The following is a 19,447-nucleotide window of genomic DNA, read 5'->3' on the forward strand; positions in this document are numbered from 1 at the left end:
TTCTCTCTCTTCCCGATGGTCGCCTTAGAGATTGAAGGCGTCTTCCACCAGTTGGCGCTGCTGTTCGGTGTGAACGGACATGTAGCCCGCCGCGGGAGCCGCCGATGCCGGACGTCCGGCAAACTTCAGCTGACCGCCCAGGCCGTCCTTGAGCGAATCGGCGACGATGCGCAGATTGTGCTGCATGGAATACCAGGCGCCCTGGTTCAGGGGCTCTTCCTGACACCAGACGATGTCGGTGACGCCGCTGTAGTCCTTGAGCGTCTCGATCAGCTCTTCCTTGGGGAACGGATAGAGCTGCTCGACGCGCACGATCGCTACATCGTCACGCAGGTTCTCCTCGCGCCAGTTGGCCAGATCGTAGTAGACCTTGCCCGAGCACATGATGATCCGCTCGACCTTGGACGCATCACGCTGCCCTTGGTCGGGCAGCACCATGTTGAAGCTGCCGTTGGCGAGGTCCTCGAGGCTCGAGGTGGCTTCCTTGTGGCGCAGCAGGCTCTTCGGCGACATCACCACCAGCGGCTTGCGCAGCGGGCGAATCACCTGACGGCGCAGCAGGTGATAGATCTGCGCCGGGGTGGTTGGCACGCACACCTGCATGTTGTGCTCGGCGCACAGCTGCAGGAAGCGCTCGAGGCGCGCCGAGGAGTGCTCGGGCCCCTGCCCTTCGAAACCGTGGGGGAGCAGCATGGTCAGGCCACACAGACGGCCCCACTTGGTCTCGCCGGAGGAGATGAACTGGTCCACCACCACCTGGGCGCCGTTGAAGAAGTCACCGAACTGCGCTTCCCAGATCACCAGCGCGTTGGGCATGGTGGTCGAGTAGCCGTACTCGAACGCCAGCACCGCCTCCTCGGAGAGGAAGGAGTCATGGATGGTGAAGCGCGGCTGACCGTCCGCCATGTGCTGAAGCGGCACGTAGGTGGAACCGTCGGCCTGATTGTGGATCACCGCATGGCGGTGCGAGAAGGTACCGCGTCCGACATCCTGACCGGTCAGGCGAATCGGGTGCCCCTGCTCGAGCAAGGTGGCGTAGGCCAGGGTTTCGGCGAAGCCCCAGTTCATGGCCAGCCCACCGCCCTGCATCTTGCGGCGATCATCGTAGATCTTGGCAACCTGACGCTGCACCTTCACCCCGTCAGGGATCTCGCACATCTTGGCGGCGAGCTGCTTGAGCCGCTTCATGTCGAAGGTGGTATCGGCGTGCCCGGTCCACTCGTGACCGAGGTACGGCTTCCAGTCGACGAACAGTGAGGTGTTGGGTTCCTGCACCAGGGCATTGGCCACGTGATTGCCGGCGACCAGATCATCGCGATACTTCTCGACCACCGCCTTGGCTTCGTCTTCGCTCAGCACGCCCTGCTTGACCAGGCGCTCGGCGTAGATCGCACGAGAGGACGGATGGTCCTTGATCTTGCGGTACATCATCGGCTGGGTGCCGGAGGGCTCGTCGGCCTCGTTGTGGCCGCGGCGGCGGTAGCACACCAGGTCGATGACCACGTCCTTCTTGAACTGCTGACGATAGTCCAGGGCCACCTGGGTCACGTGGAGCACCGCGTCGGGATCGTCACCGTTCACGTGTAGGATCGGCGCCTGCACCATCTTGGCGATGTCGGTGCAGTACTCGGTGGAACGCGCGTCCTCAGGATGCGAGGTGGTGAAGCCGACCTGGTTGTTGATGACGATGTGCACCGTGCCACCAGTCTTGTAGGCACGGGTCTGGGACATCTGGAACGTCTCCATGACCACGCCCTGACCAGCGAAGGCGGCATCGCCATGGACGTTGATCGGCAGCACCTTGCCGCCATCGACATCGTCGCGGCGATCTTGGCGTGCGCGTACCGAGCCTTCCACCACCGGCGCCACGATTTCGAGGTGCGAGGGGTTGAAGGACATCGCCAGGTGAACCTCACCGCCCGGCGTCATCACGTTGGAGCTGAAGCCCTGGTGATACTTGACGTCACCGGAACCGCGCTCGATCAGCTTCTTGCCGTCGAACTCGTCGATCAGCTCGCCGGGGTTCTTGCCGAGGATGTTGACCAGCACGTTGAGGCGACCGCGGTGGGCCATGCCGATGACCACTTCCTTGGTGCCGTAGCTGCCCGCGCGCTGGATCAGCTCGTCCATCATCGGAATGAAGGTCTCGCCACCCTCGAGGCCGAAGCGCTTGGTGCCCGGGTACTTGGAGGCCAGGTAGCTTTCGAGCCCTTCGGCAGCGGACAGCCGCTCGAACAGCTGCTTACGGCGATCTTCGCCATGGTCCGGAGCCGAGCGCACTGACTCGAAACGCTGCTGCAGCCAGCGCTTCTCTTCGGTATCGACGATATGCATGAACTCGCAGCCGATCGAACGGCAATAGGTGCGATCCAGCGCATCGACGATTTCCTTGAGCGGCGCCTGGTCCTTGCCCAGGAAGAAGGAACCGGTCTGGAACTCGGTATCGAGGTCGGCCTTGGACAGCTGGTGGAACGCCAGATCAAGATCAGGCACCGGCTTCGGATCACGCAGCCCCAGCGGGTCGATGTCGGCCTTCTGGTGGCCCCGGAAGCGATAGGCGTTGATCAGCTGCAGGACCTTGACCTGCTTGCGGCTCTCTTCGCTGTCGACAGGCGTGCTGCCGGCAACGGCGGTGCGACGTTCGCGGCCAAGCTGATAGAACTGATCACGGATCGGTGAGAGGGGGGTCTCGTCGGACGGGGCGCCTTCCTGGCGTGACAACTCGTCGAAGTAATCGCGCCATTCATCGGAGACGGCGCTAGGGTCGTCGAGGTACTGCTCATAGAGCGCTTCCACGTAGTGGACGTTGCTGCCCGTCACGTGAGAGGAGCGCCACATCAACTCCATTATGCCTTGTTGCATCTCTCGGTCACCCTGCACTGATGGGGTGGTAGTGGGCTCGATGCTCGTGATCTACCGCGGGCGTGGCGCAGGCCCCTCAGTGGAAGGCGTCCTGCCCATCGTCACCCTTGGCACTGACCATCATCGAGCGCCCTGGTGGTTCTGCCGCGGTCATCGGGGCCGCGGTCGATCTGCCTAGCGGTCTTGCATCATGCTCAAAAGCCGGTGCCCATGGCACCGGCTCCTGACGCTATCATCCGGGGGCGTGACAGGATGCCGCGCCCCGGACCGAGCCCATGATAACAAGCCCGGCGCCACGATTTAAGTGGCATTCGCCAGCAACATCTCACGGATCTTGCCGATCGCCCGAGTCGGGTTAAGCCCCTTGGGACAGACCGCCACGCAGTTCATGATGCCGCGGCAACGGAATACGGAGAACGGATCCTCCAGCTCCGACAGACGCTCCTGGGTCGCCGTATCGCGGGAATCCGCGAGGAAGCGATAGGACTGCAGCAGGCCGGCGGGACCGACGAACTTCTCCGGGTTCCACCAGAACGACGGGCACGAGGTCGAGCAGCAGGCGCACAGGATGCACTCGTACAGACCGTCGAGCTTGTCGCGCTCTTCCGGAGACTGCAGGCGCTCGATGGCCGGCGCCGGTGTGTCGTTCTGCAGGTATGGCTGGATCTTCTCGTACTGCTTGTAGAACAGTGCCATGTCGACCACCAGGTCACGAATGACCGGCAGACCGGGCAAGGGACGCAGCACCAGCTTGTTGTTCTTGACCACCTCGGACAGCGGGGTGATACAAGCCAGGCCGTTCTTGCCGTTCATGTTCATGCCGTCACTACCACAGACGCCTTCACGGCAGCTGCGACGGAAGGCCACGGAGCTGTCGTCCTCCTTGATCATCTCAAGCAGGTTCAGCACCATCAGGTCGCGACCCTGGGTGTCGACCTCGAACTCCTGCATATAAGGCGCGGAGTCGGTTTCCGGGTTGTAGCGGTACAGGGATACCTGAAGCTTGGACATGTTGACTCCCCCTTAATAGGTACGGATTTTCGGCTCGAACTTGTCGACGGTCTTCGGCGCGAAATTGACATCGCGCTGACCGACCCGCTTCTCGCCGGGGAAGAACATGGAGTGCTTCAGCCAGTTGGCGTCGTCACGATCCGGATAGTCGTAGCGGGAGTGCGCACCGCGACTCTCCTTGCGCTCCAGTGCAGCGATGGCGGTGGCCTCGGCCACTTCCATCAGGTTGTCGAGCTCGAGAGCCTCGACCCGGGCAGTGTTGAACGCATGGGACTTGTCGGCCAGATGAGCGTTGGCGATTCGTCCACGCAGTTCGGCCAGCTTCTCGACGCCCTCGACCATGTTCTTCTCTTCGCGGAACACGCCGAAGGAGTTCTGCATGATGCTCTGCAGCTCGCGCTTGAGCTCAGGCACGCTCTCGCCGCCTTCGGACTCGTTCCAGCGAGTGATGCGCTTCATCGCGGTCTCGATGTCGGACTCGCGGGCATCCAGGTACTCGATGCCTTCATTGAGCGCGCTCTCGATGTACATGCCGGCGGCACGCCCGAACACCACCAGATCCAGCAGCGAGTTGCCGCCCAGGCGGTTGGCACCGTGCACGGAGACACAAGCTGCCTCGCCACAGGCGTAGAGACCATTGATGATCTGGTCGTTGCCGTCGGCATCCTGGGCAATCGCCTGACCATGCACGTTGGTGGCAATACCACCCATCATGTAGTGGCAGGTCGGCACCACCGGGATCGGCTCCTTGGCCGGATCCACGTGGGCGAAGGTCTTGGCCAGCTCGACGATACCCGGCAGACGCTTGGACAGCACCTCTTCGCCCAGGTGATCGAGCTTGAGGAAGACGTGATCGCCGTCTTCGCCACAACCACGGCCTTCGAGGATTTCCATGACCATGGAACGCGCAACCACATCGCGGCCGGCCAGGTCCTTGGCGTTCGGCGCATAACGCTCCATGAAGCGCTCGCCGTCCTTGTTGACCAGATAGCCGCCTTCGCCGCGACAACCTTCTGTCACCAGCACACCGGCACCGTGGATACCGGTCGGGTGGAACTGCCACATTTCCATGTCCTGCATCGGCACACCGGCACGCAGCGCCATGCCGATACCGTCACCGGTGTTGATCAGGGCATTGGTGGTGGAGGCATAGATGCGACCGGAACCGCCGGTGGCCAGCACGGTAGCCTTGGACTTGACGTGCACCACTTCACCAGTCTCGATATCCATGGCGATACAGCCAACCACGTCACCGTTGGCGTTCTTCACCAGGTCAACGGCGTACCATTCATTGAGAAAGGTGGTGTTATTTTTCAGATTGTTCTGGTACAGCGTGTGCAGCAGAGCGTGTCCGGTACGGTCGGCCGCAGCGCAGGTACGGGCCGCCTGGCCGCCTTCGCCAAAGTTCTTGGACTGACCACCGAACGGGCGCTGATAGATCCGCCCATTGTCGAAACGGGAAAACGGCAGGCCCATGTGCTCGAGTTCGAACACCGCCTTCGGCCCCTCGGAACACATGTATTCCGCAGCGTCCTGGTCGGTGATGTAGTCACCGCCCTTGACGGTGTCGTACATGTGCCAGCGCCAGTCGTCGTTGGGGTCGGAGGAAGCGATGGCACAGGTAATGCCGCCCTGGGCGGACACGGTGTGCGAACGCGTCGGGAAGACCTTGGACAGCACCGCGGTCTTCTTGCCGGACTTGGCCAGCTCCAGCGCCGCACGAAGGCCGGCACCACCGCCACCGATGATGATGGCGTCAAAGGTCAAACTACGCATGGTTGACATGTATCAGGCTCCCCACAGCACTTGGATGCCCCAGACCAGGAACACGAAGATGGCAATGATGATGACGGACTGGGTGCCGACACGAATGGCGGTCGGCTTGATGTAGTCGGTGGTCACGGTCCACAGGCCCACCCAGGCATGGGCGGCCAGCGAGACGAAGGCCAGCAACGAGAAGATTCGCATCCAGGTCTGCTCGAACAGACCGCTCCAGGTGGCATAGTCGAGCTGCGGATGAGCCAGCAGATAGACCACCAGAAAGACCGTGTAGAGCGCCATGACAACCGCACTGGCGCGCTGGATGATCCAGTCGGACAGGCCGCTGCGGCTGAAGCTCGTGATGTTGGTTACCATACCCAGACTCCCGCCAGAATGATCAGGACAACGCTCGCCACGATGGTGATCTGCGCCTTTTTCACCGCACCTTCCAATGACACGCCGATGTTGGCGTCCATAATGAAGTGCTTGCAGCCGGCGACGAAGTGGAAGGCCAGAGCGGACAACAGTCCCCAGGCCACCAGCTTGGCGAAGAAGTTGTGCGCCAGCGCATCGCGTACGGCGTCGAAACCGGCCGGCGAGGACAACGAGGCGTCCAACGCCCAGAAGCCGAAGATCAGACCGACGAAGAGAATGACGCCAGTGACCCGGTGGGTAATCGACGTCAAGGCGGGAAGGGGGAAGTGGATCGTGGATAGATCCAGATTTACGGGTCGTTTGCTATTCACGGCTCTCTACACACTCTCTTGGCCCACTCTACGACATACGGGCCAGAGGCCCGAGCGGGCGGTGGTTTTGGGAAGGGCGCTGTCGTGACCCAACCTTCGACAAGTTGGACACGACCTCCTGTTCCTGCCAGTCGCGGCCTGAATTATAGGGACATGCCCCCACCATGACAAATGGCATGACCATGCAATTTGGCGAACGCTTCGTCGGAAAATGCGGCAAAGCTGCATAAAAATGCGACTTCGTCAAGTTGCTGCACCGCAAAAGGACAGCCTATGATGCAAAGCACCATAACCTGTACAACACCTATACTGCTAAATGAGCATAGTACAACAGCAAGCGTTCAATGGGAGAATTGACAATATCCTGAACGCTTCTATAGTGGGCGAACCTTTTTTGCCGGGCGACCCCCTATTCGTCGGCACGTTAGTGAGAAATGACAACGTATCGCTCCATATCGAACACGAAGGAGGCCTGACATGGCTGAGAGAAAAGCGACCCTGACGGTGGATGGTCTGGAGAAACCTGTCGAACTTCCCGTCCATTCAGGCACCCTCGGCCCCGACGTCGTTGACGTGCGCGGACTCGGAGCGGAAGGCCTCTTTACCTTCGACCCCGGCTTCCTGGCCACCTCTTCCTGCGAATCCGGCATCACCTACATCGATGGCGCCAACGGCGTGCTGCTGCATCGCGGCTACCCGATCGAGCAACTGGCCAAGCATTCCAACTTCGTTGAGCTCTGCTACACCCTGCTATTCGGTGAACTGCCGGACGAAGAGCAGTACAAGGACTTCGAGCACCGGGTGCGCAACCACACCATGGTCCACGAGCAGATCGCCAACTTCTTCAAGGGGTTCCGTCGCGACGCCCACCCCATGTCGATCATGTGCGGCGTGATCGGCGGCCTGGCGGCGTTCTATCATGACCACCTGGACATCACCCAGGCCAAGGACCGCGAGATCAGCGCCATTCGCCTGATCGCCAAGATGCCGACCATCGCGGCCATGTCCTACAAGTACAACATCGGCCAGCCTTTCAACTACCCGCGCAACGACCTGAACTATGCAGAGAACTTCCTCTACATGATGTTCAGCAACCCGTGCGAGCCCTACGAGATCAATCCGGTCTACGCCAAGGCCATGGACCGCATCTTCATGCTGCACGCGGACCACGAGCAGAACGCCTCCACCTCCACGGTGCGTCTGGCAGGCTCCACCGGCGCCAACCCGTTTGCCTGCATCAGCGCCGGCATCGCCGCTCTGTGGGGTCCAGCCCACGGTGGCGCCAACGAAGCAGTGCTCAACATGCTCGACGAGATCGGCGACGACTCCGAAGAGAACATCCAGCGCTTCATCGACAAGGCCAAGGACAAGGATGACCCGTTCAAGCTGATGGGCTTCGGTCACCGCGTCTATCGCAACTTCGACCCGCGCGCCAAGGTCATGAAAGAGACCTGCGACGAGGTCCTGGAAGAACTGGGCAAGGCCGACGATCCGCAACTCAAGATCGCCAAGCGCCTGGAGCAGATCGCCCTGGAAGACGAGTACTTCGTCGAGCGCAAGCTCTACCCGAACGTCGACTTCTATTCCGGCATCATCCTCAAGGCGATGGGCATCCCGACCAACATGTTCACGGTCATCTTCGCGGTATCCCGTACCATCGGCTGGATCTCGCACTGGAACGAGATGATCAGCGAAAGCTACAAGATCGGTCGTCCGCGCCAGCTCTACACCGGGCATCCCAAGCGCGACTACCCGTCCAAGTAATTCGCCGACCAGGTAATTCGCGTGGTGCCCGCTGCCCCATGCAAGGGAATCGCCGCCACGCCAGAAGACGCACCATCCCGCGTCGCATTACCATGAAAAGGGCCGCCCTCCGGGGCGGCCCTTTTTTTTGCTCAATGGATGAATCGGCACGCCAACCGGCGCTATGCTGACCCCCTCTAGCGAAACAACAAAGGAGCGCTTTCATGAGTCGAGACATCTCCACCGTCGCCTTTATCGGCCTTGGGGTCATGGGCTACCCCATGGCAGGCCATCTCGCCGAAGCCGGACTGACGGTACGGGTCTACAATCGCACCCAAAGCAAGGCCGAGCAGTGGTGCGAGCGCTTCGACGGCAGCCATCATGCGACACCCGCCGAGGCCGCCGGCGGCGCCGATCTGGTACTGGTGTGCGTGGGCAATGACGACGACGTTCGCGAGGTCACCACCGGGCCTGACGGGGTACTGTCGACGCTCTCCCAGGGCGCCATCCTGGTGGACCATACCACCGCCTCCTCGAGCCTCGCCCAGGAGCTCGACCAGGCCTGCCAGAAGCAGGATGTGGGCTTCATCGATGCGCCGGTCTCTGGCGGCCAGCAAGGAGCAGAGAACGGCGCCCTGACCATCATGTGCGGCGGCCAGGAGGAACACTTCTCCAGGGCAAGGCCGGTACTCGAGCACTATGGCAGAGCCGTGACCTTGATGGGCGGCGTCGGCGCCGGACAGCTGACCAAGATGGTCAACCAGATCTGCATCGCGGGCCTTGTCCAGGGCCTCGCTGAAGGCCTTCATTTCGCCGAGCAAGCGGGTCTCGACCAGGAGCGGGTGGTCGAGGTCATCAGCCAGGGAGCCGCCGGATCGTGGCAGATGGAGAACCGTCACGCGACCATGATCCGTGACGAATACGAGCATGGCTTCGCCGTCAACTGGATGCGCAAGGATCTGGATATCTGTCTGAACCAGGCGCGTCAGCTGGAGGCTCGCCTGCCGGTGACCGCCCTGGTGGACCAGTTCTACGCCGACGTGCAGGCAATGGGGGGTGGACGCTGGGACACGTCCTCACTGCTGCGACGCCTGCGCGAAAGGTCTGACCGCAAGGACTGACATTTTCCATACCTGCCGGGCCAGCGCCCTCCTGCTGGCCCGACCTTCCCGCGGCGCCGGCATGCGCTCATGGTCCAACATCCCCCTCTCTTCTCAAGCCCCTTACACCCCGCCCAGCGTTTTCCACACTTTCTGTGGATAACCCTGTTCACAACCTATCGAAACCGCCCTCGAATCGCCATGAACTGGGCATTGGACTTAGATTGGTTAATTTTTAACCTGTCGCAACACATTGATTTTGAAAGGAAAAAATATAAATCGCGTAACCACGGGCGTTATCCCCGTAGCAGAGGCTGACCGGGGGAAAAATGCGTCACTGGTGGACAAAAGGAAGGTTCTGTCAAGCCGTACAAGACAGTTTTTGCAAACCATCCACAAGCAAACTGAGGCTTCGTGCAAATCACGAAGAGCTCACAAAGCGAATGGTGATAACAAGAGGAGAGACCACGGAGTTCACAACGATTCATGCGAAAGCATGAATCCATGCGGAGCAGACGTCACGCACAGGAAGTGGCGTCCCATAGGGGGTTCGAACCCCTGTTCCCGCCGTGAAAGGGCGGTGTCCTGGACCACTAGACGAATGGGACGCAGCCTGAAACGAGATTGGTGGAGCCTAGCGGGATCGAACCGCTGACCTCGACACTGCCAGTGTCGCGCTCTCCCAGCTGAGCTAAGGCCCCATCTCGTGAAGACGAGACGTATCTTACGGATATCATAAGATTTGGTCAACCCCGGAAGCGCCAAAATTTTTCGGCGCCCCGGACATGGCGATGCCAAGGTGATGGGGTGCCAGCAGGCCTCCCCATCTTTTTCATCATGCCGCCGGCAGCTCGCGCTTTTTCTCAGGTCAGCTCGCGGCGCGCCTTCTCGAAGCGCTTGGCCTGCTTCCTGGAGACGCCACCCAGCACGCCGATGGCGTGACGCAGGCGGGCGCGGGTCATGTCGGAGCTGAACGTATCAAGCGCCATTGCGATGCCAAGGTGATGGGGTGCCAGCAGGCCTCCCCATCTTTTTCATCATGCCGCCGGCAGCTCGCGATATTCCTTCTCGAAGCGCTTGGCCTGCTTCTTGGAGACGCCACCCAGCACGCCGATGGCGTGACGCAGGCGGGCGCGGGTCATGTCGGAGCCAAGAATCGCCATGGCGTCCATCACCGAGGTGCTCGATGACGAGCCGGTGATGGCGATAAAGACCGGTGCCAGCAGTGCCTTCATCTTCAGATCGAAGTGGCTGCCCAACAGCTTGATCTCGGCCAGCAGCGCGTCCTTGTTCCAGCTGGACACACCTTCGAGCCGCCAGACCAGGAACTGGAGCAGCTTGACGAGATCTTCACGCTCCAGGTTGATCCCGTCGAAGCTTGCTTCCCTGATGGCGGGCAGCCCGGAGAAGAAGTGCCCCGCCAGAGGCGCCACGTCGGACAAGGTATCGACCCGGGTGCGTACCTGGGGCAGGATCTGCGCCACATAGTCTTCATTGAAGGCCCAGGTCATCAAGGCCTGGAGAAAGGCGCGGTCGTCCAGGTCCTCGCGCAGGTAGACACCGTTGAGCCAGGTCAGCTTCTCGAGATCGAACACCGGGCCACCCAGCGATACCCGCTGAATGTCGAAGTTTTCCATCATCTCGGCGAGGGAGAACTTCTCTCGTTCGTCCGGCATGGACCAGCCCATGCGTCCGAGATAGTTGGTTACCGCCTGGGGCAGGAATCCCATACGCCGATAATAGTTGATCGAGGTAGGGTTCTTGCGCTTGGACAGCTTGGACTTGTCGGGATTGCGCAGCAGCGGCATATGGCACAGCTCAGGCATGTCCCAGCCAAAGTACTCATACAGCAACTGGTGCTTGGGCGCCGAATTGATCCACTCCTCGCCACGCAGCACGTGGGTGATCCCCATCAGGTGATCATCCACCACATTGGCCAGGTGATAGGTCGGCATGCCGTCGGACTTGAGCAGGATCTGCGCATCCACCTGGGCCCAGTCCACCTCGATGGCGCCACGCAGCATGTCCTGAACGACGCAGGGGCCGCTTTCCGGCACCTGCATGCGCACCACATAGGGCATGCCCTCTTGCTCGCGACGGGCCTGTTCATCGGGATCAAGCGCCAGATCGGCCGGCTTCAGCGCCAGGTGCAGCCCCTGGGCCTTGCGCGCCTCACGCAGCTCGTCGAGCTCCTCGCTGGTGCGGTAACACTTGAAGGCATGGCCGGCATCGATCAATCGCTGGGCGTGCTCGGCATAGATGTCTCCTCGCTCGCTCTGACGATACGGACCATGCGGGCCGCCGACATCGGGTCCTTCGTCCCATTCGAGCCCCAACCAGCGCAACGAATCGAGGATCATCTGCTCCGACTCGGCGGTGGAACGAACACGATCGGTGTCCTCGATGCGAAGGATGAACTCTCCCCCATGCTGTCGAGCAAAGCACAGGTTGAACAAGGCAATGTAGGCGGTTCCTACGTGGGGGTCCCCGGTGGGCGACGGGGCGATACGCGTGCGAACAGTCATAACGTCCTGCATCCTGAAGTCGTTGAAGCCAAGCTGGCGGCGTGGGCGCATTATACGCACCGACGAAGCAATTGCGCAGGACCCGGCGGGATTCGCGAAACTCTGAAATCGTCACCCCGTGCGGGACTCGAACAGGTTGCCACCCCACCCAGGCCAGGAGAGCGACATGGACAGACTTCCCGACGGCTATCGCGCCCTCGTCATCGGCGGCAATGGAGGCATAGGTCGCGCCGTCGTCGATCGACTGCTCGCCGACCCACGGCTGGGGCAGGCGACCGTCGTCAGCCGAACCTCCTTTCAGGCCTCCTCTTCTCGCCTGGAAGCGATCGAAGGCGATGTCACCACTGCACAGGGCCGCGCTGACCTGGGTCGAGCCCTTCACGGCCCTGCTGGCCAAGCCGTTCCTCTTCACCTTGTGGTCAACGCCATTGGCCTGTTGCACGACGAAGCAAGCAACATTCAGCCCGAGAAACGCCTGGAGGACCTCGACGAAGCCGCCCTGACGACCCTTTTTCAGGTCAACGCCGCCACGCCGGCCTTGATGCTCCAGACGCTGCTTCCCCACCTCAAGGGCTCCCATCCCACCACCGTGGTCAGCCTGTCGGCACGGGTCGGCTCGATCGGCGATAACGGCCTGGGCGGCTGGTACGCCTACCGCGCCAGCAAGGCCGCCCACAACATGCTGATGAAAACCGCTGCCATCGAACTCAAGCGATTGAATCCCCAGTCCTGCGTGCTGAGCTTCCACCCAGGTACCACCGACAGCTTGCTGTCACGCCCCTTTCAGGCCCGAGTCCCTGAGCACAAGCTGTTCACCGCCGACTTTGTCGCCGACCGACTGCTGACCATGGTGCAGCAGCGTGGCCCCGACGACAGCGGCGGCTTCTTCGACTGGGCCAACGAGCCGATCACCTGGTAGTGCGGCATAGGAACCGTCGAATATCGTTGACGCCTGATATTGCACAAGAGGTGCTTATGAATGAGTATTCTAAATTCTCTTTATGTGTCGACAGGAAGGTTCCATGGACGCGCTGGGTCCGCGCATCAAATCTTTGAGGTTGGCAGCCGGCTTGAACAAGGCGGCGCTGGCTCGCCAGGTCGGGGTCTCTGACGTCACCATTTCCTACTGGGAGTCCGGCACCATCAAGCAGATCGGGCATGAACGCCTGGTGGCGCTGTCACAGGCCCTCAACTGCCCCCTGGCACACCTGCTGGAAGGAGAACCGAGCCGACCATCTCCCCTCTACCTGAGATCGACCCTGCCGCTGCCCTGGCAGGAAGTCGCCCACAAGGGGATCGATCTGCCACTGGAGCTGATCCCGGAGCAGCGTTGGGACGGTGACTGCCACCTGGTGACGCCAGCGCCGGATGAACACTTCGATTTTCTGGGACCGCTGGATCTGGCCGCCGTGGCTCCGACCGAGATATTCCGGCAGCCGGGACTCTATCTGGTGGCGGAGGAAGACACCCTGTACCTGCGCCGAGTCGCACAGGACAACAACGGGCAACTGACCTTTCAGCGCCAGGGCCAGACCACCACCATGCCTTACCACAGCGGCATGCGCCTCAAGGCCAAGGTGGTAGCGCTATGGCGTAGCGAGTCAGCGACCTGAGGTGAGACGAAAAGCAGAGATGAAACCATAAGCAGTCGGCCGGGCCTGACGTTTTATCTCTCGCCTACCCAGACCATCCAACCAGGCGCCCAAGCCCCGGGAGCGAGCCCGACGGGTCAGGGCGGTCACTCCGGCCTTATCGTCCCTTGCCGCCTCTGCCCTGCCCGGCTGTCTTGTCGCCACCGCTTTCAGTGCCTTGCGCTTCTTATCCCCTGCCCTTCTTATCACTTGCGCTTCTTATCCCTTGCGCCGTTTATCCCTATTACTTTTAAGCCGGCGATGGCGCCCAGGCGCGTTCGACGCATGACGTCTGCTTCTAGCCATCTTCCAGGACGCTTTTCTGGAACACTTCTCCAGAACTGTTCTCAGTCTTTTCCAAGAACTCTTCTCAAGAACGTTGCCCCGAGAACTCTTCCCAAGAACCTTTCTCAAGCATGTTTTCCGAGAACACTTCTCAAAGCCTTTTCAGATACATCTTCTCAAGAACTTTTCGCAAGAACTTTGCCAGGAACACTTCTCAAGAACACGTTACCGGAATGATTTCCAAAAACGATTTCCAAAAGCGACTTCCACGGGCGGTTTGTAACAACTTCCTGCTGCGTTCGCGCCTGAACGACACTTATCAAGGGCTGCTTTCAAGGGTTGATTCAGGGGCTCTGCTGCACTTCGACATCGTCCAGCGTTCGTCGCACTTCCTGCCCTACCAGAAACCGCTGGCTAGCCTTGATGATCTTGCCCAGTCCATGCTCCGACGTGGCAACCAGTGGCCCATCAAGGTGCTCGCCGCTCGGCCCGATCCGCGCCTTGACCTCGGCGGGCTGCACGTCAGCAGGCGCGGTGACCAGTTCAATACGATAGTAGCCATCGGGCAACCCGCTACCGGGACCGTAGGGCCCAGCTGCCACACTGCCCTCACGCACCTCGGTGCGTGACTGCCAACGCACATTGCTGGCCTCGCGCACCACCCGCAGCTGGACTCTGGTGCCTTCCGGCAAGTTGGTCGTGGCCGCCACATGCATTCGCCGATCCGACGCCAGCCGGATATCCAGCGATACCGTCACCGGCTCGTCCAGCGCCGCGACCGTCATCGGTTCAGGTTCAGGTTCATCAGCTCGGGACGTCACCCTTTCGACAGAACCGGACGCGATGTCTCGCTCACCGCTCGGCTCCGAAGGCTGACTCACTGTTGAATCTCCATCACAGGCCGCCAGCACCCCGGCAACCATGGCTCCTGCGACCAACATTACTACAAAACGCCAAGGGCTCATCATCACCTCTCCTTGCTGCTACCTGAGCCTAGCACGGTGCTAGTTCAGTGTACGCCCGAGCGCCCTGCCCTTTTCAAAACAATCTTCAGCACAATCACTTCATAACACTTTCTATTACTCATGGTAACACTTGGACACCAATTAAAACCCATAAAAAGCTAATAAAAAGGAATTATGCATAAAGATGCATCTACGCTAAATATTCAACTACAAGAGTTTTAGAAAGCCCATACAGGCTCTATTGCCTTTCCACCAAGATAACCATTACATCCGGACTAGGTGAGGTATAAACCGATGACTTTGCAACGAAAACTACTCGTTATTGCTCTCGCCAGCGCGATGGCGACCCTGACCGCCTGCTCTGGTGATTCCAGCAACTCTCGCACCCTGGCCAGCAACAGCCAGGACCCGATTACCAGCGGTGGCGACGATGGCTCCGGTGGTGATGGCTCCGGTGGTGATGGCTCCGGTGGCGATGGCGGCTCCGGTGGTGATGGCTCCGGTGGTGATGGCTCCGGTGGCGATGGCTCCGGTGGTGACGGCTCTGGCGGCGATGGAGGCGATGGTGATGGCTCCGGTGGTGACGGCGGCGATGGTGACGGCTCCGACGGCGATGGCGGCGATGGCGATGGTGATGGATCCGACGGTGGCGATGGCGGCGATGGCATTGCCCGCTCATCGCTGGAAGACGTCTTCCTGAAGACCGCCGATACCGGTGATGGAGTCGATACAACCCTGTCCGATATCGGTAACGGCATCTCCCAACAGAGTGTCGCCCCCCGCATGGCAAGCGTCACCGAGCCTGCAGGTACGATCGTCTCCGAAACGGGCGATGCGGTCGGCGACATCTCGAGCGGCGTACGCGATGGTGCCGGCAGCCTCAGCACCAATGACAACTATCTGGGCACCACCGCCGCTGGCGTGACCAACGGTGTCGGCGAGCTTGGACAGGCAGTTTCGGCGACAGGAGACACCGTTGCCGGCCTGGGCGAACTGCCCGTGGTGATGGAACTCGATGCCCGGACAGGCCTGGTGACCAAGCTCGGCACCACCGTCAATGGCCTTGGCGGCAAGGTGGAGCGCGTAGGCGATGCTCTCAGCGTCAATTTCGAGGATTCCAGCGAGGTGCTCGGGGCCACCACTACCAAGCTTGGTGTTGCCCTTCGTCCCGTGCTGCTGGGCACCGACGGCAAGGTCACGCGCGTCGGACAAGCGCTGGTATTGCCGGCCCAGGCTGGGAACCTGCTGCTACGCACCGGTGGCACCCTGGCCGACCTCGGTCAGCGTATCGGTGAACGCTACTCTCTGCTTGGCGGCGCCGGCGACAGCGTGACCGGTACCGGCAATATAGTCATCGCCACCGGCGAACTGCTCGGCGGAGGTGAAGGCGACAATGGCTCAGGCGGCGGCCTCGGCGGCCTGCTCGATGGCGATACCAGCGCGCCTGAAGACGGCCGCACCGACCTGGAACGCACCGTCGCCAGCGCGGGACAGACCGGCGCCGGTGCTGGAGACGCGGTCACCGCCCTGGGCGATGGCATTTCGCAGCAAAGTCTAGGAGGACGTGGAGAGTTCGTCACCGACGGACTGGGCAATGTCATCAGCAATGGCGGCCAAGCCGTATCCGGGCTCAGCAACGGACTCGACAATGGTCTCGGCAACTTCTCGAACAATCCCAACGCTGTGGGGACCACCTTGGCCGGCGGCGGTGTAGCGGTCTCCGAAACCGGTGAGGTGGTATCCAGCCTCGGCGCCACTGTCGGCAACCTGAACCAGCTCCCCCTGGTCATGCAGCTCGACAACCGCAGCGGCACCATCACCCAGCTCGGCAGCAGCGTCGCGGCCCTTGGTGGCGGCGTGACCCAGGCCGGCAACGTGCTGACACTGAACTTCAACGACGACGGCTCGCACCTTGGTGGCCTGACCCGCGAAGTGTCGGCGGTATTGCGCCCCGTTGTCATCCAGACAGATAGCGGTGTTACCCAGCTGAGCCAGGCCCTGGTGGTCGGCCCCGAGGTAGGCAGCGTGCTGATCCAGGCCGGTGTTGCGGTGGATGGTCTGGGTGGCCGCCTGGGCCAGGGCAATGACCTCGCCACTGGCCTGGGTGCGGCTGTCAGCGGTGTCGGAGGCATCGCCGCCAACACCGGCAGACTGCTGGGCGGTGATGAGGCTCGACTGCTTTCGCGTCTCGACGGCCAGGGACTCAGTCAGCTGGAATCGGCCGGGCTGCTGGGCGAAGGGGCCTTGCTTTCTGACCTCGGAGGAGGCCAGCAAGGTGGCCTCGAGGCGGGACTCGGAAGCCAGTTAGGTGGTGACAGCAACCTCATCGCCGGACTCAACGATACGCTGGGCGGCGACGGTGGTTTGACTGCCGGGCTTGGCAACTCGCTCGGTGGTGACAGTGGCGGCGGCCTGGTGTCCGGGGTCTCCGACAGCCTGACCAGCACCCTCGGCGGTAGCGAAAGCGGCGGCGGCCTGGTGTCCGGGGTCTCCGACAGCCTGACCAGCACCCTCGGCGGTGGCGACAGTGGCGGCGGCCTGGTGTCCGGGGTCTCCGACAGCCTGACCGGCAGCCTCGGCGGTAGCGAAAGCGGCGGCGGTCTGGTGTCCGGGGTCTCCGATAGCCTGACCAGCAGCCTCGGCGGTGACGATAGCAGCGGTGGCAATAGCGGCGGCCTGGTCGGCGGCACCCTGGACACCGTCGGTGGCGTGACCGACAAGCTCACCGGTGATCTGGGCGGCAACCAGGACAGCGGTGATGACGCCAGCAGCGACAAGGGCATCGTCGGTGGACTGGTAGGAGGCCTTCTGGGCAAGAACTAATCTTGCCCGCTCCAGCATGGTAAACGCAGGCCCGATACCCCCGCGGGTATCGGGCCTCTTCTTGGAATCATGCTCAACACCAATTCAGACGCTGCTCATAACAATATTCGAGGCTCCCTGACGGGCCTCGTCCAGGGATCCACAAGGAAGCCTATGCCAAGCACTACGCCGCATCCAAAGCCCCACACCAAGCCACCTTCCCCGCCACGTTCACGATACAGTCACCTTCCCCTGGTGATGGCCGCCGGCAGCCTGTTGGCCGTGTCCCCCCTCCAGGCCCAGCAGACGCTGGAGACCGTCGACGACATCATCGAGAATCGCCGGCTGGCGCCACAACAGCGCAGCGTAGAAACCGAGGTTGACCTGCCAAGCGACGCCAGCGCCGGCATCCCCGCCCACGTCACCGTGCGTCACGTTCGCTTCATCGGCGACAGCGTGCTGGATCTGGCCGAACTGAGTCAGGGACTTCAGGCCATGATCGGGCAGAGCGTGAGCCGAGAGGCCATCGAGGCCGAAGTCCAGACGATCACCGACGCCTACCAGGAAGGCGGCTATCCGCTGTCCTTCGCCTACCTGCCGACCAACAACTTTCGTGACGGCAACGTGCGCATCGTACTGGTGGAGGGGCATATCGCCCGTACCGAGATCGTGGTAGACGATGACCCCGTGGCGGGCCGGGTGGAGAAACTGGTCCAGCCATTGCTGGAAGAACGACCTCTGACGCGCAGCACCTTTGAGCGTGTCAGCGGGCTGATCGAGCGAATTCCCGGTGCCAGCCTGACCCTGAAGGCACCGGTGCCGCGCACCCCCAGCGGCGCCACCACACTGCGTGTCGAAGAGCGTCGCATCGATCATTTTGACTATTCGGGAAACCTCAGCGGTGGCGATGAACAAGACACCGTCTTCATCAATCGAGTCTCGACCCAGAGCCTGACCACCTGGGGCGACAGCCTGGGCTTCTCCTGGCTGTGGCCCGTCGACAACGACAACGAGCTCTACGCGCTGGACTATCGTACCGGTATCGGCAACGACGGCCTGACCCTGACCGCCTCCGCCGACAGCTATGACGGCGAGGACGAGGAAAATCTGATCTACCTGCTCGACGGACAGCGCTTCGATCTACGCCAGGATCAGGACACCGACCGACAACGCTATCGCCTGGGGCTGTCCTACCCCTTGCTGCTGTCACGCTCCTCGAGCCTGACCCTGGGCGGCGCCTTGCGTCATCACGACGAGACCAAGACCACATCACTCAGCTTCGAGGAACAGACCCTCAACCAACTGGTCGAGGAGTCCGAGTATTCGGCCGCCGATCTGGACCTGAACTATCGCACCCAGCGTGGACGGCAGTTCTGGCTGGCCTCGCTGGCCCTGCGCCAGGGCATGGATCTGGGGGCCAACGAGCAGCAGCGCCGGCTCAACGGTACACCGCTGGACGACAACGGAGATCTGCACTTCACCCGCTGGCAGCTGGACGCCCAGTACAGACGCCTGTATGGCGATCACTGGCGCCTTACCGCCAGCGCCAACGGTTTCTATTCCGACGATGCGCTGCCGGAACCCGAGCGCGGCAACTACGGTGGCCAACGCTTCGGGCGCGGCTATGACGCCGGCCAGGCGGAGGGCGACTACGGTTTCGCCGGGGCGCTGGAACTACGCTATCTGCAGCCTGTGAATAGCGCCTGGCTTTCCCGCGTCGAGCCCTACCTGGTGCTGGATGGCGCCCGCACCGAGTTTCAGGAGCGCGACGCGGATAGCCACCTGGCTTCGGCGGCGGCCGGCGTCAGCCTGGGCAAAGGACGTCTGTACGGCCTCACCCTGGAATACGCCGAGCCCATCGGCGATCGTGACCTCGAGACCGATAGCCGCGAGGGTCGCATCAACGCCCGCCTGACCTGGAACTTCGAAGGCTGATCTCTGGGCTATGGATGAACTCGCCAGGGGCCGCCACACCGGGCCCCTGGCCAGATCACTTGACCCTAGGCCCTCATTTGC

At 61.8% G+C, this 19,447-nt stretch carries 14 protein-coding genes and 2 tRNA genes; 6 read left to right on the top strand and 10 right to left on the bottom strand.

Annotated elements, in window-relative coordinates; all coding sequences use genetic code 11:
* Positions 1–24 precede the first annotated feature (24 nt).
* The 5 genes from NFI08_RS21295 to sdhC form a co-directional block, all read right to left on the bottom strand.
* A complete protein-coding gene (locus tag NFI08_RS21295) occupies positions 25–2,862 on the bottom strand; it encodes a 2-oxoglutarate dehydrogenase E1 component (protein WP_349591427.1) in 2,838 nt (945 codons plus the stop codon).
* A 300-nt stretch (positions 2,863–3,162) separates the two neighbouring features.
* A complete protein-coding gene (locus NFI08_RS21300; RefSeq protein WP_045992949.1) occupies positions 3,163–3,873 on the bottom strand; it encodes a succinate dehydrogenase iron-sulfur subunit in 711 nt (236 codons plus the stop codon).
* Positions 3,874–3,885: 12 nt separating this feature from the next.
* Positions 3,886–5,658, bottom strand: coding sequence for a succinate dehydrogenase flavoprotein subunit (sdhA, locus tag NFI08_RS21305; RefSeq protein ID WP_045992950.1), 1,773 nt, complete (start codon positions 5,656–5,658; stop codon positions 3,886–3,888).
* 3 nt (positions 5,659–5,661) lie between these two features.
* Positions 5,662–6,009 carry a succinate dehydrogenase, hydrophobic membrane anchor protein gene (gene sdhD, locus NFI08_RS21310; protein ID WP_045992951.1) on the bottom strand — a complete coding sequence of 116 codons (348 nt, stop codon included), beginning with the start codon at positions 6,007–6,009 and terminating at the stop codon, positions 5,662–5,664.
* Positions 6,003–6,380, bottom strand: coding sequence for a succinate dehydrogenase, cytochrome b556 subunit (gene sdhC / locus NFI08_RS21315; protein ID WP_045992952.1), 378 nt, complete (start codon positions 6,378–6,380; stop codon positions 6,003–6,005). Before sdhC ends, sdhD begins: the two co-directional genes overlap by 7 nt.
* 477 nt (positions 6,381–6,857) lie before the next feature.
* On the opposite strand from sdhC, the gene gltA reads away from it, so the two are divergent.
* Both gltA and NFI08_RS21325 read left to right on the top strand, forming a co-directional pair.
* Positions 6,858–8,144: a citrate synthase gene (gene gltA, locus NFI08_RS21320; protein WP_045992953.1), complete on the top strand. Its 1,287-nt coding sequence runs from the start codon at positions 6,858–6,860 to the stop codon at positions 8,142–8,144.
* Positions 8,145–8,347: 203 nt separating this feature from the next.
* Positions 8,348–9,244, top strand: coding sequence for an NAD(P)-dependent oxidoreductase (locus NFI08_RS21325; RefSeq protein ID WP_349591428.1), 897 nt, complete (start codon positions 8,348–8,350; stop codon positions 9,242–9,244).
* Between the two features lie 511 nt (positions 9,245–9,755).
* Here the strand turns inward: NFI08_RS21325 and NFI08_RS21330 are convergent.
* From NFI08_RS21330 to gltX, 4 genes are all read right to left on the bottom strand, one after another.
* Positions 9,756–9,831 (bottom strand) — tRNA-Glu (locus NFI08_RS21330).
* A 17-nt stretch (positions 9,832–9,848) separates the two neighbouring features.
* Positions 9,849–9,924: transfer RNA gene (locus tag NFI08_RS21335), tRNA-Ala, on the bottom strand.
* A gap of 162 nt (positions 9,925–10,086) precedes the next feature.
* Positions 10,087–10,212, bottom strand: a complete 126-nt coding sequence (locus NFI08_RS21340) for a hypothetical protein (protein ID WP_349591429.1) — start codon at positions 10,210–10,212, stop codon at positions 10,087–10,089.
* A gap of 48 nt (positions 10,213–10,260) precedes the next feature.
* The gene (gene gltX, locus NFI08_RS21345) at positions 10,261–11,748 is read right to left on the bottom strand and encodes a glutamate--tRNA ligase (protein WP_349591430.1); all 1,488 of its coding nucleotides are present in this window, start codon (positions 11,746–11,748) and stop codon (positions 10,261–10,263) included.
* A gap of 166 nt (positions 11,749–11,914) precedes the next feature.
* Between gltX and NFI08_RS21350 the strand changes: the two genes are divergently transcribed.
* Together NFI08_RS21350 and NFI08_RS21355 are read left to right on the top strand one after the other, a co-directional pair.
* Positions 11,915–12,667 carry an SDR family NAD(P)-dependent oxidoreductase gene (locus tag NFI08_RS21350; RefSeq protein ID WP_349591431.1) on the top strand — a complete coding sequence of 251 codons (753 nt, stop codon included), beginning with the start codon at positions 11,915–11,917 and terminating at the stop codon, positions 12,665–12,667.
* A gap of 103 nt (positions 12,668–12,770) precedes the next feature.
* On the top strand, positions 12,771–13,361 hold the full coding sequence (locus tag NFI08_RS21355) for a helix-turn-helix domain-containing protein (protein ID WP_162816469.1): 591 nt from the start codon (positions 12,771–12,773) through the stop codon (positions 13,359–13,361).
* 647 nt (positions 13,362–14,008) lie between these two features.
* Here NFI08_RS21355 and NFI08_RS21360 read toward each other — a convergent pair.
* Positions 14,009–14,545 (bottom strand): hypothetical protein, encoded by a 537-nt coding sequence (locus NFI08_RS21360; protein WP_349591432.1) that lies wholly within the window; start codon positions 14,543–14,545, stop codon positions 14,009–14,011.
* Positions 14,546–14,923: 378 nt separating this feature from the next.
* On the opposite strand from NFI08_RS21360, the gene NFI08_RS21365 reads away from it, so the two are divergent.
* Together NFI08_RS21365 and NFI08_RS21370 are read left to right on the top strand one after the other, a co-directional pair.
* Positions 14,924–17,452: a collagen-like triple helix repeat-containing protein gene (locus NFI08_RS21365; RefSeq protein WP_349591433.1), complete on the top strand. Its 2,529-nt coding sequence runs from the start codon at positions 14,924–14,926 to the stop codon at positions 17,450–17,452.
* A gap of 153 nt (positions 17,453–17,605) precedes the next feature.
* Positions 17,606–19,366: a ShlB/FhaC/HecB family hemolysin secretion/activation protein gene (locus NFI08_RS21370; protein WP_349591434.1), complete on the top strand. Its 1,761-nt coding sequence runs from the start codon at positions 17,606–17,608 to the stop codon at positions 19,364–19,366.
* Positions 19,367–19,447 lie beyond the last annotated feature (81 nt).

It is taken from the genome of Halomonas sp. EF61, from assembly GCF_040147045.1.
Taxonomy (GTDB): domain Bacteria; phylum Pseudomonadota; class Gammaproteobacteria; order Pseudomonadales; family Halomonadaceae; genus Halomonas; species Halomonas litopenaei.